Raw genomic sequence first — 13,351 nt, forward strand, 5'->3', positions numbered from 1 at the left:
GTCACGGAAGTTTCACAATTTAGTCACAGGGCCGTTGTTGTGCTGAAGATTTAAATCGTCACAAGGAGAGGCTGGATAACTGTTTGATTGCTATGTGATCACATACCTGATCTGTTAAAGAATCTGCCACATTTGCCGATACCTTTGGTATGCCTGATTAATGGAACCTTCCCAATGTCTGAACACACTTACAGGATGATTGTAGGAACTTCCATGTTGGTGCTGCTGTACACCGAGTTTCATTTTTTAGCGTATGTTCTGATTGTAATGGCTTTGTTTGAGGGGCTAAGCAATCTGCGTGTGAACATTCTGGTGACGAATGTGCGAAAAAAGCTTGGGCAGGATATGTCCAGCTTCGACAAACCGCCGCGACAGGATTACAGAATTGGATTTGATGCCGAGCGGGCCCAACGCCTGTTTATTGCCGTCGCTTTCACCACGACATTTTTTCTGCTGCCACCGGAATTTTGGATTCTCAATTGGTTTTTTGCTTTTGGCATGCTGATTTCCGGGATTGTGCTTTTTTGCCCCGTAATTGCGTTTTTCCGTGCTGTGGGATTAAGATGAGTCCTTTTGCTCAATCTAAGTATGAGTTTGGTCAAACCGGTTGGCATCAAAGTATTGCTGTAAACATTACAGCGCAGATTATTTGGATTATTGTTCCAATTGTATTCATATGCAGTATTATTCTTTTCTTTACTTTGGACAACTATCACTCGGAAATATTTTCTTATAAGCTTGATGCTTTAAACCATCGGGTCGCCAATGTTTTGTACAATAAAACCAACCTGAGTGAAATTGACAAAGGCGACATTATCAATAAGGTTGCCGAAGATTTGGGGTTTGTTGCCATAGAGGTCGAAGCTCCAAATTATCATCTACAGTCCCGCATTCCCACTGACACGTTTGTGTCTCTTACTCGGACGCTGGATTTCGGTAATCGAACGGATCAATTTGAAAACTCACTGGTGAGCATTACCTCATACCATCAACCGCAGCATAAAGAGTTATTACGGCAAAAAAAGGATATTCTGTTTTTTGTATTATCAGTATTGGTTGTTTTTTCCATTTTTTTAGTGGTGTCCATTCGCAAATGGTTGTACAAACCACTGAAGTCTTTAGTGGAAGCCACTGAATCCATTGCATCAGGAAAAACCGATGTGTGTTTGGATACTGATCGGAAGGATGAATTTGGTCATCTGGCAGAGTTTTTTAATTTGATGGTTATTAATATGAACCAGCAACACCAGCGGTTATGGGAAGCGGCACAGGAAGCAAAAACGGCAAACCGTGCTAAAAGCGACTTTCTGGCTACCATGTCCCATGAACTGCGGACACCTTTAAATGCCATCATCGGTTATAGCGAAATTATGTTGGAGCAGGCTGTCGATCGTGGTGACCAGGGTTACACAGAGGATTTACAAAAAATTGCCGGATCCGGTAGAAATTTACTGAGTTTGATTAATGAACTGCTGGATCTGTCCAAAATTGAAGCAGGGAAAATGGTAGTCCATTTAGAGCATTTTGATCTGGAGGGATTGCTCGAAGAATTGGAATTCACCTTTATTCCCCTGGCCCGGCAGAACAATAATAGGCTGCTTATTGAAAATAGTGCCGGGGCAGTAGAAATGAATTCCGATCTGACCAAGGTGCGGCAAATACTCATCAATCTATTAGGCAATGCCTGTAAATTTACGAAGAATGGGACGATTACCGTTCAATTACTAAAACAGACAAAAAATGGCATCAACTGTGTTGTCGTGTGTATCAGCGACACCGGAATTGGAATGGACTCAAGCAATATACAGCGCATGTTCGATCCCTTTGTCCAGGAAGACAATACCCTGACTAGAAAATACAACGGGACGGGATTGGGATTATCCATATGCCGGCGGTTGACAGAATTGTTGGGCGGAGAAATATCCGTAGAGAGTGTTAAGGGGCAGGGGACCCGTTTTACGGTGATTTTGCCGAGCAGCTTGGGAGAGTTTTGTCCCGTGGTCGCTCCGATCAGGGTCGGGCTGAGCGAGTAGTAGATAGAGTCGACTGCAGGGAAATTTTGTACCAATGTAGCGTCGGTTGATTCCGAGGTATGTCTTTTTTACAGTCGAGCTTGTTCCATAGAAGTAAATATGGTTTTATAGGAATAAACTTTTAAATTCAACTAACATCAAAAGCGTATGTGGTTTGCGGTAGACGCCTGGAATAGGATTCGTTCATGCCAGAAATTTCCTGTAAATATCATCCCAGTCTATCGGCTCGGTGGGAATGTCACAGCTGTCAGGTTGCCTTTTGTGGAGGTTGCGCAAAAACAGATCTGCGCTTGAATGAGGCTCAATGTCCCATTTGTAAGGAGCGTTTGGACCAAGTCCACGCCGGTAATTTTATTCCTCCGTTTTGGAAATGTATTCCTCAGTTTTTTTTGTACCCCGCAAATGCCAAAACGTTAATCTTTATCGTCATTGCCTCCGTAGGTATTTCCATCTTGTCCCAATTTATATTTGGGTTGTTATTTTTGCTGCTGTTTTCACTAGGCTTTTTACGTTATTCCATGCTGGTATTGGAGACTACGGCACAAGGGAAATTTGATCCTCCGGACGCGGGTTTGTCGACTTTTACCGAAGGTTTGGTTTTGCCCATTAAGCAATTTCTGGTTTTCGTTGTAATGGGTTTTGCTGTAACTTTTGCCGGGGTTCTGATGGGGCGCCCGGGCGGTTTTCTCATGTTGGCCTTTGTGCTTTTCACTTTACCGGCGAGCGTGATGGTATTGGCAGTGGAAGAGAGTTTTTTCAGCGCCGTCAACCCGGCGATGTTGCTAGGCATGATTAAAAGAATCGGGTTTCCTTACATAATACTGTATGTCTTTCTGCTGCTGGTAAATGCTTCTTATGCCACCTTGGATGCTATTATTGCTTCCAGTAATCTGCCTTTCCTTACCTTTATCCAGTTTGCGACATATATGTATTTTACGTTGATTATGTATCATATGATGGGGTATGTGATTTTTCAATATCATGAGGAATTGGATTACCAGGTAAATTTAGATGTGGATCGACAATTTGGGGAACAAAAGAAAACAACCGCTACGACAAACCAAAGCGGCATAATGAATGAAATTGGTATTCTCATAAAGGAGGGGCGGCAGGCCGATGCCCTGAACCGTGTTCGAGGTGAACTGAACCAGATTAACAGCGATCCCAAGTTACACGATATTTACCACAATTTGCTGGTACACAGCGGCGACCAACAGGAACTGATTCGCCATGGACGAGAGTATATAAATATGCTTTTGGCGGCAAACAATTATTCCCGGGCGTCTGAAGTTTTTAAACGTTGTGCAGTTTTGGATAAAAGTTTTTTTCCCAGCGATCCGGATAAATATTTTGCACTGGCTTCGGTGCTCAGAGAAAAGCGTGATTTTGTGGCCGCGGTGACACTCATCAACGGTTTTCACAACCGCTTTACCAATCATATACAGATTCCCCAGTTGTATTTGCTTGCCGCTGCAATTTTGTGTGAAGACTTGGAAAAAGAGCAACAGGCGATGAAAATACTGAGTTTCCTCAATAGTCACTATCAAAACCACCCTCAATCCGGAGACATCTCCAAGTACAGTAAAGTGGTAAATACAGTGATGCAAATGAAGCAAACAAAATAGAAGGTTGTTGTTATTAGTTAATGCGCTCTAACAGGACTTTGGCTTCCGTGGCTTCCGGTTGGCCGGAAAAGTGGGTAATTAAAGCGGTAAGGTAGCGACGACATTTCTGCGACTGACCTTTTTTGTGCAGGGCATAAGTTAGATTTAGTACCGTCTGTGCCAAACCGGTTAAAGATTTTTTCTGTTGTATTGCCTGCTGTAACAGGGATGCAACGATCATTTCCGCTTCCGCCAATTGGTCGGATTTTACAAACAGTTTGGCTAATTTCAACAAAGTATCCGGCGGGATGCGCACATTCTTCCGGCTGCGTTTTACGTAGTCCCGAAATGTGTCCAGTACCAAGTTGGCGTGCGATGGGTCACATTTTAAAAATATTTGCTGAGCATATTGTTGGTACTCCATATTTTCCGGTGGGTTGTGTTTGCTGATATTGTACAGTTGTTGCAGGACTTGGATGTTGTTCGGTTCTTCCGAGTGGAGTGTTAGAAATATCTGCCGTGCTTTGGCGTACTTCATACTGCCTAGCTGATCCATGCCCTCTTCAAAACGTTGTGAGAAAGAAGCTGTTTTTTCCGATTCGTCCATGTAGGCCTCGTTGGTAAGGTCCGTGTATCGTTTTACGATGAATGCAAGGACCGTCCCGCTGACCAAACCACCGATATGCGCCAGATAATTCACATTAGTGTCACTGAAGGCGTAGTTGTAAATTTCAAACCCCAACCACAAGGGCAGCAGAATAATTGCCGGTGCTTTTACATAGTCAAAATAGACGAATGCAAAATAGAAAAAGTTAATTTTTCGCAACCCAAAGAGCACTGTATACATTCCCATGATTCCGGCGATGGCACCTGAGGCGCCGATGGACACTGTCAAACTGTTGGGGTTGACCAGCACATCCAGCGTACCTGACGCCAGCCCGGCCAGCATATACAATCCCAAGAATGTGCCCTTACCCAAAATGGACTCCACCACAAAACCCAAAACAAACAGAAACAGCATATTACCGAGCAGATGTCCAAAATCGCCGTGTAAAAACATATGGCTGAACAGCGTGGTGGCTGTGGGTTGTGAAGGTACTAAACCATAGTTTTTCCATACCACCTTTTGCAGCCGGATGTTGAGCTGGTGTCTTAAGGACACCCATTGAGCGTAGTTGGGGTGGTCCTCTGTAAATAACGTGTTTTTGAATATTTTTTGTGCAAATTCAGGATCTTGATCCATGGAAATGTAGATATAGGGATAGGCGCGCTTGTTTTCCTGGCTAACGGCTGGTCGAAATTTATTCAATAGTTTTAGTTGCAGGGTATTTTCCAAGTGTTGCAAGTACAACGGGAACTCCAATTGTGGCAGTTCGGAGTCCACATAATATTGTACAGCGGATTCGTAGTGATCGTCGTCGTTATTCTGTATGAACAAAAAAACCAGGCAGTTTGTTATCACCAAAAAAAGCGTGATCAACGGTGGGTTTTTCCAGTCTATTTTTTTATAAAACGGAACGATTAACAATTCGCTTCCCCTTCTAAAAGCGGTGAGTGTACTACAAATGGCGGCAGCTGAGCGAATCGCTTTAGCGGTACTATTTTGTTGATTTTTCAGTCAATTCAATTTTTATGTGAACTGCGTCAATTTTTTTAAAGCGACTCAGCGCCAGTCCGATAAATATTGCAGTGAGACTGAGGAGAATTGTTATGAATGATATGAAAGAGAGATCTGCAATCCTGGCGGTGGTGCTGTTACTTTTGGCTTTGGGTTTTATGGTAATGTCCGTTGCATTACCGGGGTCAGGCAACATGAGCGCTGAATCCGAATTGGTCGTCTATGATGGGGATTTGGACGCGCCTTGATTTTAGCGGTGATCTTATCGGTTTGTTCGGTCTAGTTTGCCGAGCAAGCCGCCAGTTTAAAACTAAATGAAGTACCTTTTTCCAATGTGCTGGCGGCTTTGATTTGGCTGTTATGTAAGGCCAAAATACGCTTGGTGATGGCGAGACCCAAGCCGGAATTGTAATTATTGCCGGTATTGCTGCTGTTGTTTTTGGTGGCTTGGGCATCGTTTTCGCGGTTTTTTTGAATTCGGTAAAAACGATCAAAAATATGCGGCAATTCCTCTGCGGGTATTCCGCAGCCGGTATCGGATATGGTAACGGAAATGTTTTCCTGAGCCGGGGTGAGAGCCACCGTAATTTTTCCATGTTTCGGGGTGTAGCGCATTGCGTTATCAATCAGGTTTTCCAATACCCTTTGTATCAACGCAATATCGCCATAGACAAAAGGTAGTTCACCACCAAACAAAGTACGAAGTTCGATGCCTCGTTCATCCGCTGCAAGTTTGTATTTATACACCACATCCTGAATCAGTTCCGCCAATGAGAAAGGTTCTACGTTTAGAAGGGTTTCCACGGAGTCCAGTTTGGCCAGTTCAAATAGTTCAGCAATAAGTTGATTCAGTCTTTCACTGTGCGCGGTGGCAATGCGTAAATATTCCATGCGTTGCTGTTCCGGCAGTTGGTCCTGTTTAAGCAATAGGGTTTCCAAGTAACCGTGCAGCGAGGTTAAGGGAGTGCGTAAGTCGTGGGAAACATTGGCGATGAGTTCACGGCGTTTGGCGTCATTTTGTTTTAGTTGTGACATTTGTGCTTCTATTCGCTCTGCCATAGCGTTAAAGCTTTTGCCTAGAGTCTCAATTTCGTCTTGTTTTCCAGTGGTAAGATAGCGATTGGGTGGGTTGTTGCCACGTGAATGTGTATTGTCAGAGAATGCCGTCATGATTCGCGAGAGGCGGGTTAGGCGTCGGGTAATAGGTGTTAATAGCACCAGGCCGGATATAAGTGCCAGAACCAAACTAAATAGCAGCGCTCCAAAGCTATAGCGTAAAATATAACTGTCCTTAATCATGTGGGCAACGCTCTCGTAGGCTTCGCTGGCCAGGATAACGTAGACATAACCTTCCGGTTCTCCGCTGGGGGGGATTTGAGCTGCGGAGAAAATTTTATTCTGCTCTGGATTACGCGGATCTTGGCCAAAAAAGGGATAGCGAAACTGAGATTTTATAAAAGCTTTTATTGGTTTTAAGTCCACTTGTTTCAGTTTGACTTTACCTTGCGGGGCGGAGAAAGCCAATAATTGACCTGTCGCATCCAGTACATAGACTTCTATGCTGGGGTTTATAACCATGAGCATGTGAATAATCTGTTTCATGGCTTCCTGATTAATATCGCCTTCTTTATTTAACAGGTCTTCACTTACAATGTGTTGGGCCAGGGTGGCATTGAGTTTCTGGCTGAGTTCCTGTTGGTACATGTCTGTGGCGTACAGCACCAGATAAAACACCAGCGAGCCTACTATGGTGAGTACTGCAAATAAGATGAGTGATAGCTTTTTTTGAAGCGTGGAGAATATAGAGAACATGGTGGATGTGTGCTCTGTCCCGGAGTTAGGCGCTGCGTTCCGCAAATTTGTATCCTACGCCCCACACCGTGAGAATAAAGCCGGGTTCAGACGGTTTACTCTCGATTTTGGCGCGCAAACGGTTGATATGGGAGTTAACCGTATGTTCGTATCCGTCATGCCCATAGCCCCATACACTGTCCAGGAGTTGGTTACGATTGAACACTTGTCCCGGATGTTTGGCGAAATGCCAGAGTAAATCGAATTCTTTGGCTGTTAACTCCACAATTCGGTCGCTTAATTGAACCAGACGTCTGTCCGCATCGATGTGTAATTCACCAAAACTCACGGTTTGCGTGTCCATATGATTGGGTTTTTCAATGTGCAGGGCGTCAACTCGTCGAAAAATGGCCTTAACCCGGGCCAGCAATTCTCTGACACTAAAGGGTTTGGTGAGGTAATCGTCTGCGCCCATTTCCAGGCCCAACACCCGGTCCAACTCTGTGCTTTTTGCAGTGAGCATAAGAATTGGAGTGTAATTCTCCTGGTTTCTCAGTCGCTTACAGATCTCTATACCGTCCAGGCCAGGCAACATCAAGTCCAGAATGATCAGGTCGTAGGGTTTGGCGATAGCCCGCTTAAGCCCTTCGGTTCCATTGAACGAGGTGTCAACGCTGTTGCCCATATCCTGTAAATGTAGAGCGACCAGATTCGAGATGTCCGGGTTATCTTCGATTAAGAGGATTTGTCTCATTTGCTGTGTCATCGGTAAAGCTTTTAAAACAAGAATTTATGCTCAGGGTTATAGGATACAATGGAAAAAATCACAAAATCCTCACAACCCCTGCCAGGTAGACTCATTAGTGGGTGAAATGTTACGGATTACCTTTAGTGAACCTCAGATCCAAGCCGTGAATGGCTTAATTGAGAATAAAATCGTCACTGGGGCATCGTTGCAAACCGTGGAAATATTCCCAATATTTCCAGTTTTCTCCCTGTCACTGTATGGGAAGGCGCGTGAGGTTGGAAGCCCGGGTGTCAAGCATTGATTTTCGGGTTCTATCTTATGGCTTCATTTGTTCCGGTTTGAGCCGGGTGGCAAAATATTCATCTGCATAATCAATGTCTACATCAGTGCCTTCAGCGTTGATCAGGGGTTGTTCGTAATCATTCCAGCCGCGCAGACCGGTTTTCAGTGAGCGAACGTTTTGAAAACCCATCAGTTGCATGGTGTGACAAGCCAGTACACTGCGGTTGCCGGAGCGACAAACCACCACAATGTTTTGGTCTCTACCGACGGCCAATTCCGGTACGGTGTCTTCATAATCGTATTCGCAGGCCGCCTCCAATATGCCTCTGGGTACGTTAATGGAGTTTTGTATTCGCATGGCTTCATACTCATAGGGTTCGCGTATGTCGATGATTAAAATGTCGTTGCGGGCACTGAGTTCCTCCTCTAAATCCCATGGGAACAGTTCTTTAACGCCCAACCCAAGGCAGTCTTCTATAAGTTGATTAAATGTTTTCATTTCCATATCCCGTCATTTCTTGCGGCCCAACCCCTGTTCCACTGCGATGACAGCGGCTTCCACCCGGGAGCGGACATCTAGTTTTCGCAAAATGGCTTTTACATGCAGCTTTACGGTTCCGTCTGAAATGCCTAAATCCCGGGCGATGGCTTTGTTGCTTTGGCCTTCCGCCAAATGACTGATAATCTCCCGCTCTCTGGGCGTTAGTTCGGACAAAGGCGTATCTGCGGGTTGTGGAGTTGGCTTGTCTTGCAGGGCTCGGGCTAAAGTGCCGGCCAGTTGCGGGGCAATGACAGATTCGCCTTCCACAATTTTATGTAAAGCGGCGACCAAATCTTCCGGGTCCATGTCTTTGAGTAAGTAGCCTTGGGCACCGCTGCGCAAACAGGAAACCAGGTCGGTTTCATCGTCACTGGTAGTGAGTATGGCGATGGGGACGCTTATTCCTCGGTTACGCAGTTCGGTCAATACTGACAAACCATCCATATCCGGTAGGCGCATATCCAACAGGATGACGTCGGCTTGCAATTCCGTTGAACGGCTCAAGCCTTCCTGGCCATTGCTGGCGGTCCCAATCACCTCAATACCACTGTTTTCCAGCAGCCCTTTCAGCCCCATGCGAAACAATGTGTGGTCATCAATCAAGAATACTCTCATGATTTGGGTTGCTCTTGGCTCGAATCTTTAGGCAGGGAATCAGCGTAGGGATCCGGTGGAGCACTGGGAAACGAGGGTGTCGTCACAGTGGATTTACTAAGGCGCGGTTTTAATATATTGAAATCCAGTTCGATGCGAGTGCCTTCACCCGGCTCACTTTCTATTGACAAACTACCGCCTATGCGTTGAGCTCGTTCTTCCATAATAGTTAGCCCCACATGTTCGCCGGGTTGGGCGCTTTGTTTGCGTAGTTGTATACCTTGACCATCGTCTTCAATTAAGACATGGAACTGTCCATCTTCGTCGCAGCGAACCAGAATTCTGACATTTTTTGCCTGACTGTGTTTACGAATGTTGGTGAGGCATTCCTGGATAATGTGTAATACGTGTACCTCGACCATGGGGGGAAGTTTAACAATTTGACATTCATTTTGGAAAAACACGGCGATGTCACATTCTTTTTTAAAGCGTTCAACGAGATTCTCGGTGGCGGGAATGAGCCCGCGTTCATCCATTCGTACCCGGAAATGTGATACCAGTTCACGCAGTTCGCTATTGGCCTCGTCCAGGCCATTTTTAAGCTGATCAATTTCCTGCATGGCATTATCAAGGGTATTTGTACGCAGACTTTTACTCAAAAGGCTGACACGAAAGCGTAAGCTGGCCAGCGTCTGTGCGAGAGAGTCGTGTAATTCGTGAGCCAGCATGGTACGTTCTTGCATAATGGTAAGGCGGCGGGTATCGTCGTCCAAGCGGGCTTTTTCTATCGCCAAGCTCAAGTGCTGACCAATGTTGGTAAGAATATTAATAATGTCCTCGTTTTTACTGGCATCTTCGTCTTCAACAAAGAGATTATACAAGCCCAGTGTGCGATTACCGTATTGCAGCGGAATTGCAATCGCGATGGTCAGGGCGCCGTAGGGTAAGGATTTGTACAGTAGATTACCGCATAATTGCCGTTTGTTTTTACAGATAATAACGCCATCCGAATAGTTTTGCGCGCAAAGACAGCGTTCGATAGGTACGGATACTTCTTTATCGTCGACAGGGTCTAAAGAGGTGCTGCCTATCATCATTAGGTGATTGTCCTGGCTGATCAGGCGTACGGTGGCGGCATGGGCGTCCAGTATGTTTGCCATGGTTTCCAGGTATCGTACTAACAATTCATTTACATCCCGTGCGGTGTTACTGCTGGCCGCGACATCGTACAGAATTTCCAAAGAATAGGACTTTTGTTGCAAGCGACGGGTCTGATAGTGGACTTTTTCGTCCATCTCACGCGTCAAGGAACGCAAAGACTCACCAAGATCATTGATGTCGCGGGCTAAGCCGGCGAATTCGCCATTTTCCGGCATACTGATTTGGGCGGACAAATTTCCGTCACGCATATTTAAGGCCCATTGTTTCAAGTTTGCCAGTGGCTTTAACAAACTCTGATTGATCCAGGTTTGAGTGCGGTACAAAAGTAAAAACCCCATAAAAATACAGAGAATTAGCAGCGGTGCGAGCCATGCTTGTAAATCCGGGAACAGCCATATGGCCAGACTCAAACAAAAGCACACCAGCAGTAGTAGCCCTACGCCAAAAAGCGGAGCAAATAACTGATTTTCTGTTAACTTTCGTTTTAGCTGCCAGTGAGACACGAGTGTTGTATTAGCGCCAAATTGGATCAATTAAGGAAGTCGTTTTCTTCTAATGCAGGCGCATCATATCAAAATTAGCTTGAAAAGTAGACGCTTAAGCTGAGCTTTAAGCATAGGGGACGGGCGTGACTCCTCACGCATTGCGTGATATGGGCAGCTGTTCCGGTTTGGGCTGTTCAACGGGTATTTCGAAGCGAAACCAAGCACCCCCATCAGGATGGTTTTCGGCCCAGATACGTCCATGGTGAGCATTGACAATTTCCCGGGAAATGGGCAACCCCAAGCCTGTGCCGTGCACCCCGGAAACAGTGTTCATGCTTTGGTTGAACTTTCCAAAAATATGTTCCAACTCATCCTCAGGGATCCCGGCTCCCTCATCTTTAATGCTGAAACAAAAGTAAGAGGCATTGTGCGACATTACTTTGGTGAGCGTGATGGTGATGAGTCCTCCGTTATCGTTGAACTTGACGGCATTGGAAAGCAGGTTAGCAACAACCTGGGTTATGCGCTGTGTATCAATTTCTGCACTGCTGTCCACCAGTACATTGTCTAAGTGAATCCGCATATTCTTCTCGTTTACTAAGCTCTCTTGTTCCTTGACTGCGGTTTCAATTATGGAAGTCAAGGATTGCTTAGTAAAACGCAGTTCCATTTTCCCGGCCTCAAGTTTCGCTAAGTCCAATATGTCGTTCAACAAATACAATAAGCGATTGCCACTGGAATGAATCTGTTCAAAGTAAGACGTGCTTTTCTCGGCTGTCATATTACCGGACTTTTTCATTCCAAATTTTGCAAAGCTTAATATGCCGTGTAATGGGGTGCGTAACTCATGGGACATGTTGGCCAGGAACGCAGATTTCGCATGATTTGCGCGTACAGCATCATTTTTCGATTGAATCAGCTGATCTCTAGCCTGAATTCGCTCAGTAATATCGGTTATGAATGCGGTAATAATCCATTTGTTAGCAACTTTAATTTTCGAAATAGATGCTTCTATAGGGAAGCTGTAGCCATTTTTCTTCAGTCCCATGACTTTCACATCGCGCAGATCGGATTTGAGAACGCGCTCTTCCTGTTGTAAAAAACGATCTACCCGCAATTTGTGGCCGGCTTTAAACATGTGCGGTACTAAAACATTCAGGTCTTTACCCATTACTTCTTCGGCGGTATACCCAAATAACTTCTCACATTCGCTGTTAAATAGAATGATTTTGTGGTTTTCGTCTATGGTAATGATGCCTTGGGAAGCATAAGAGATTATCATATCCAATTTTTTCTGAGCAGCTTCGATGTCACTATTTACTCTGTCCCTGTTATCGCAGAACTCATTAAAGCTAACGCAAAGTTCGGTAATTTCACTGGAATCATGCGGATGTGCACAAGCACGAATCAGAGAATTTCCTGATGACATTTGTCGAGTAGTATCGATTAATCTTTGTATTGGGCTTACTAACGTATTGGATGCATACCTTAGGGAAAGAAACATTAGAACAATACTGATTACTGCTAATAACAGGTACCACAGGGTCAAGGTGCGCACAGGAGCCATGGCTTCGTCTTCATCTATTTTCACGACGATACCCCAACCTGTTTCCGGTATATATTTCCAATGGGCGATGACGGTGTTGCCGCGGTAATCTTCATGAATACCGGACCCGGACTCACCGCTGGCAGCCAGCTGAATAGGAAGTCCGGAATGAGAGCCAAAGGAGATTTTTTGGAATTTGGCTTCCAAGTCCTGTTTAAGTTTGCTCAGAAAAACCGCATGGTGTTTGTCCTGAGCAGTGAAAATAACTTCGCCGCTTTGGCCAAGCCCAAGTTGTAGGGTGGCTTCGTAAATTGAGTTGGCGTTGATTTGTATGCCAACTGATCCAATATGTTGTCCTGTTGGATTGAACACCGGTGCTACTACAAATGCAGACACTTTATTGGATGGGGGGTATAGCGCAAATGAAGAAACATACGGTTTTTCGTTGTCCGTGGAAAGTCGATAGGCTTTTGCGAGTTCGGAATCTCTATATTTTCCAGTCAAAAGATTTGTCGAGGTATTGCCGTCCTGTAAATTTGAATGAATAATGTTTCCACGGGAATCGATAAGAAACAGGCCGTTAAAACTACCGTATTTGGTATGTGCGGTTAAATAGTTTTTAAGAGATGAGGGGAGTATTTCATCGGTTTTACTTTTCGTTCTATGTAGAGTTTCAAAAAAGGTAACAAGAGATGGGGTTTTGCTTAACAGGAACGCATGTTCTTTTCGTTCACTGATCTGGTTTTTTACAGAACGGAGATTACTTTGAGCAATTGTTTTCAAGCTGTCAATGATTTCTTTTTTCAGTGCGCTTGTGGCGTAATGATAACTGATGGTCGCGCCGAAAGTTCCCGGTAGTATGACCAGCACAAAAAACAGAGCCATTAAACGGAATTTTATACTCTTGGTTTTGATTAGCATTTTTTAACAAATCCGTAACAAAATTCG

General features: G+C 44.9%; 11 protein-coding genes. 4 read left to right on the top strand and 7 right to left on the bottom strand.

Annotation, left to right across the window (positions count from 1 at the left end; genetic code table 11):
- Window positions 1–213: 213 nt before the first annotated feature.
- The 3 genes from OEY58_06325 (at window position 214) to OEY58_06335 (ending at window position 3,658) form a co-directional block, all read left to right on the top strand.
- The gene (locus OEY58_06325) at window positions 214–567 is read left to right on the top strand and encodes a hypothetical protein (protein MDH5325059.1); all 354 of its coding nucleotides are present in this window, start codon (window positions 214–216) and stop codon (window positions 565–567) included.
- On the top strand, window positions 564–2,033 hold the full coding sequence (locus tag OEY58_06330; protein ID MDH5325060.1) for a HAMP domain-containing histidine kinase: 1,470 nt from the start codon (window positions 564–566) through the stop codon (window positions 2,031–2,033). Before OEY58_06325 ends, OEY58_06330 begins: the two co-directional genes overlap by 4 nt.
- A 185-nt stretch (window positions 2,034–2,218) precedes the next feature.
- Window positions 2,219–3,658 carry a DUF4013 domain-containing protein gene (locus OEY58_06335; GenBank protein ID MDH5325061.1) on the top strand — a complete coding sequence of 480 codons (1,440 nt, stop codon included), beginning with the start codon at window positions 2,219–2,221 and terminating at the stop codon, window positions 3,656–3,658.
- A gap of 13 nt (window positions 3,659–3,671) precedes the next feature.
- Here OEY58_06335 and OEY58_06340 read toward each other — a convergent pair whose 3' ends face one another.
- On the bottom strand, window positions 3,672–5,165 hold the full coding sequence (locus tag OEY58_06340; protein ID MDH5325062.1) for a rhomboid family intramembrane serine protease: 1,494 nt from the start codon (window positions 5,163–5,165) through the stop codon (window positions 3,672–3,674).
- A 182-nt stretch (window positions 5,166–5,347) separates the two neighbouring features.
- Here OEY58_06340 and OEY58_06345 point away from each other — a divergent pair, with 182 nt between their 5' ends.
- Window positions 5,348–5,503, top strand: coding sequence for a hypothetical protein (locus OEY58_06345; protein ID MDH5325063.1), 156 nt, complete (start codon window positions 5,348–5,350; stop codon window positions 5,501–5,503).
- Between the two features lie 31 nt (window positions 5,504–5,534).
- Here the strand turns inward: OEY58_06345 and OEY58_06350 are convergent, their stop codons facing one another.
- The 6 genes from OEY58_06350 to OEY58_06375 form a co-directional block, all read right to left on the bottom strand.
- A complete protein-coding gene (locus OEY58_06350; protein ID MDH5325064.1) occupies window positions 5,535–7,112 on the bottom strand; it encodes a HAMP domain-containing histidine kinase in 1,578 nt (525 codons plus the stop codon).
- Window positions 7,093–7,800: a response regulator transcription factor gene (locus tag OEY58_06355; GenBank protein ID MDH5325065.1), complete on the bottom strand. Its 708-nt coding sequence runs from the start codon at window positions 7,798–7,800 to the stop codon at window positions 7,093–7,095. Before OEY58_06355 ends, OEY58_06350 begins: the two co-directional genes overlap by 20 nt.
- Before the next feature lie 310 nt (window positions 7,801–8,110).
- Window positions 8,111–8,575, bottom strand: coding sequence for a rhodanese-like domain-containing protein (locus tag OEY58_06360; GenBank protein MDH5325066.1), 465 nt, complete (start codon window positions 8,573–8,575; stop codon window positions 8,111–8,113).
- Between the two features lie 12 nt (window positions 8,576–8,587).
- A complete protein-coding gene (locus OEY58_06365; protein ID MDH5325067.1) occupies window positions 8,588–9,232 on the bottom strand; it encodes a response regulator in 645 nt (214 codons plus the stop codon).
- Window positions 9,229–10,782, bottom strand: a complete 1,554-nt coding sequence (locus tag OEY58_06370) for a histidine kinase (protein ID MDH5325068.1) — start codon at window positions 10,780–10,782, stop codon at window positions 9,229–9,231. The genes OEY58_06365 and OEY58_06370 overlap by 4 nt, the downstream gene beginning before the upstream one ends.
- A 226-nt stretch (window positions 10,783–11,008) precedes the next feature.
- On the bottom strand, window positions 11,009–13,324 hold the full coding sequence (locus OEY58_06375) for an ATP-binding protein (GenBank protein MDH5325069.1): 2,316 nt from the start codon (window positions 13,322–13,324) through the stop codon (window positions 11,009–11,011).
- Window positions 13,325–13,351 lie beyond the last annotated feature (27 nt).

The organism is Gammaproteobacteria bacterium, assembly GCA_029882975.1.
In the GTDB taxonomy this organism is placed as follows: domain Bacteria; phylum Pseudomonadota; class Gammaproteobacteria; order SZUA-152; family SZUA-152; genus JAJDNG01.

Excerpts from the sequence above, each read along its gene's own strand:
- OEY58_06325 (MDH5325059.1), top strand. The coding sequence starts at position 214 with ATGTTGGTGCTGCTGTACACCGAGTTTCATTTTTTAGCGTATGTTCTG.
- OEY58_06330 (MDH5325060.1), top strand. The coding sequence starts at position 564 with ATGAGTCCTTTTGCTCAATCTAAGTATGAGTTTGGTCAAACCGGTTGG.
- OEY58_06335 (MDH5325061.1), top strand. The coding sequence starts at position 2,219 with ATGCCAGAAATTTCCTGTAAATATCATCCCAGTCTATCGGCTCGGTGG.
- OEY58_06345 (MDH5325063.1), top strand. The coding sequence starts at position 5,348 with ATGAATGATATGAAAGAGAGATCTGCAATCCTGGCGGTGGTGCTGTTA.
- OEY58_06355 (MDH5325065.1), bottom strand. The coding sequence starts at position 7,800 with ATGAGACAAATCCTCTTAATCGAAGATAACCCGGACATCTCGAATCTG.
- OEY58_06360 (MDH5325066.1), bottom strand. The coding sequence starts at position 8,575 with ATGAAAACATTTAATCAACTTATAGAAGACTGCCTTGGGTTGGGCGTT.
- OEY58_06365 (MDH5325067.1), bottom strand. The coding sequence starts at position 9,232 with ATGAGAGTATTCTTGATTGATGACCACACATTGTTTCGCATGGGGCTG.
- OEY58_06375 (MDH5325069.1), bottom strand. The coding sequence starts at position 13,324 with ATGCTAATCAAAACCAAGAGTATAAAATTCCGTTTAATGGCTCTGTTT.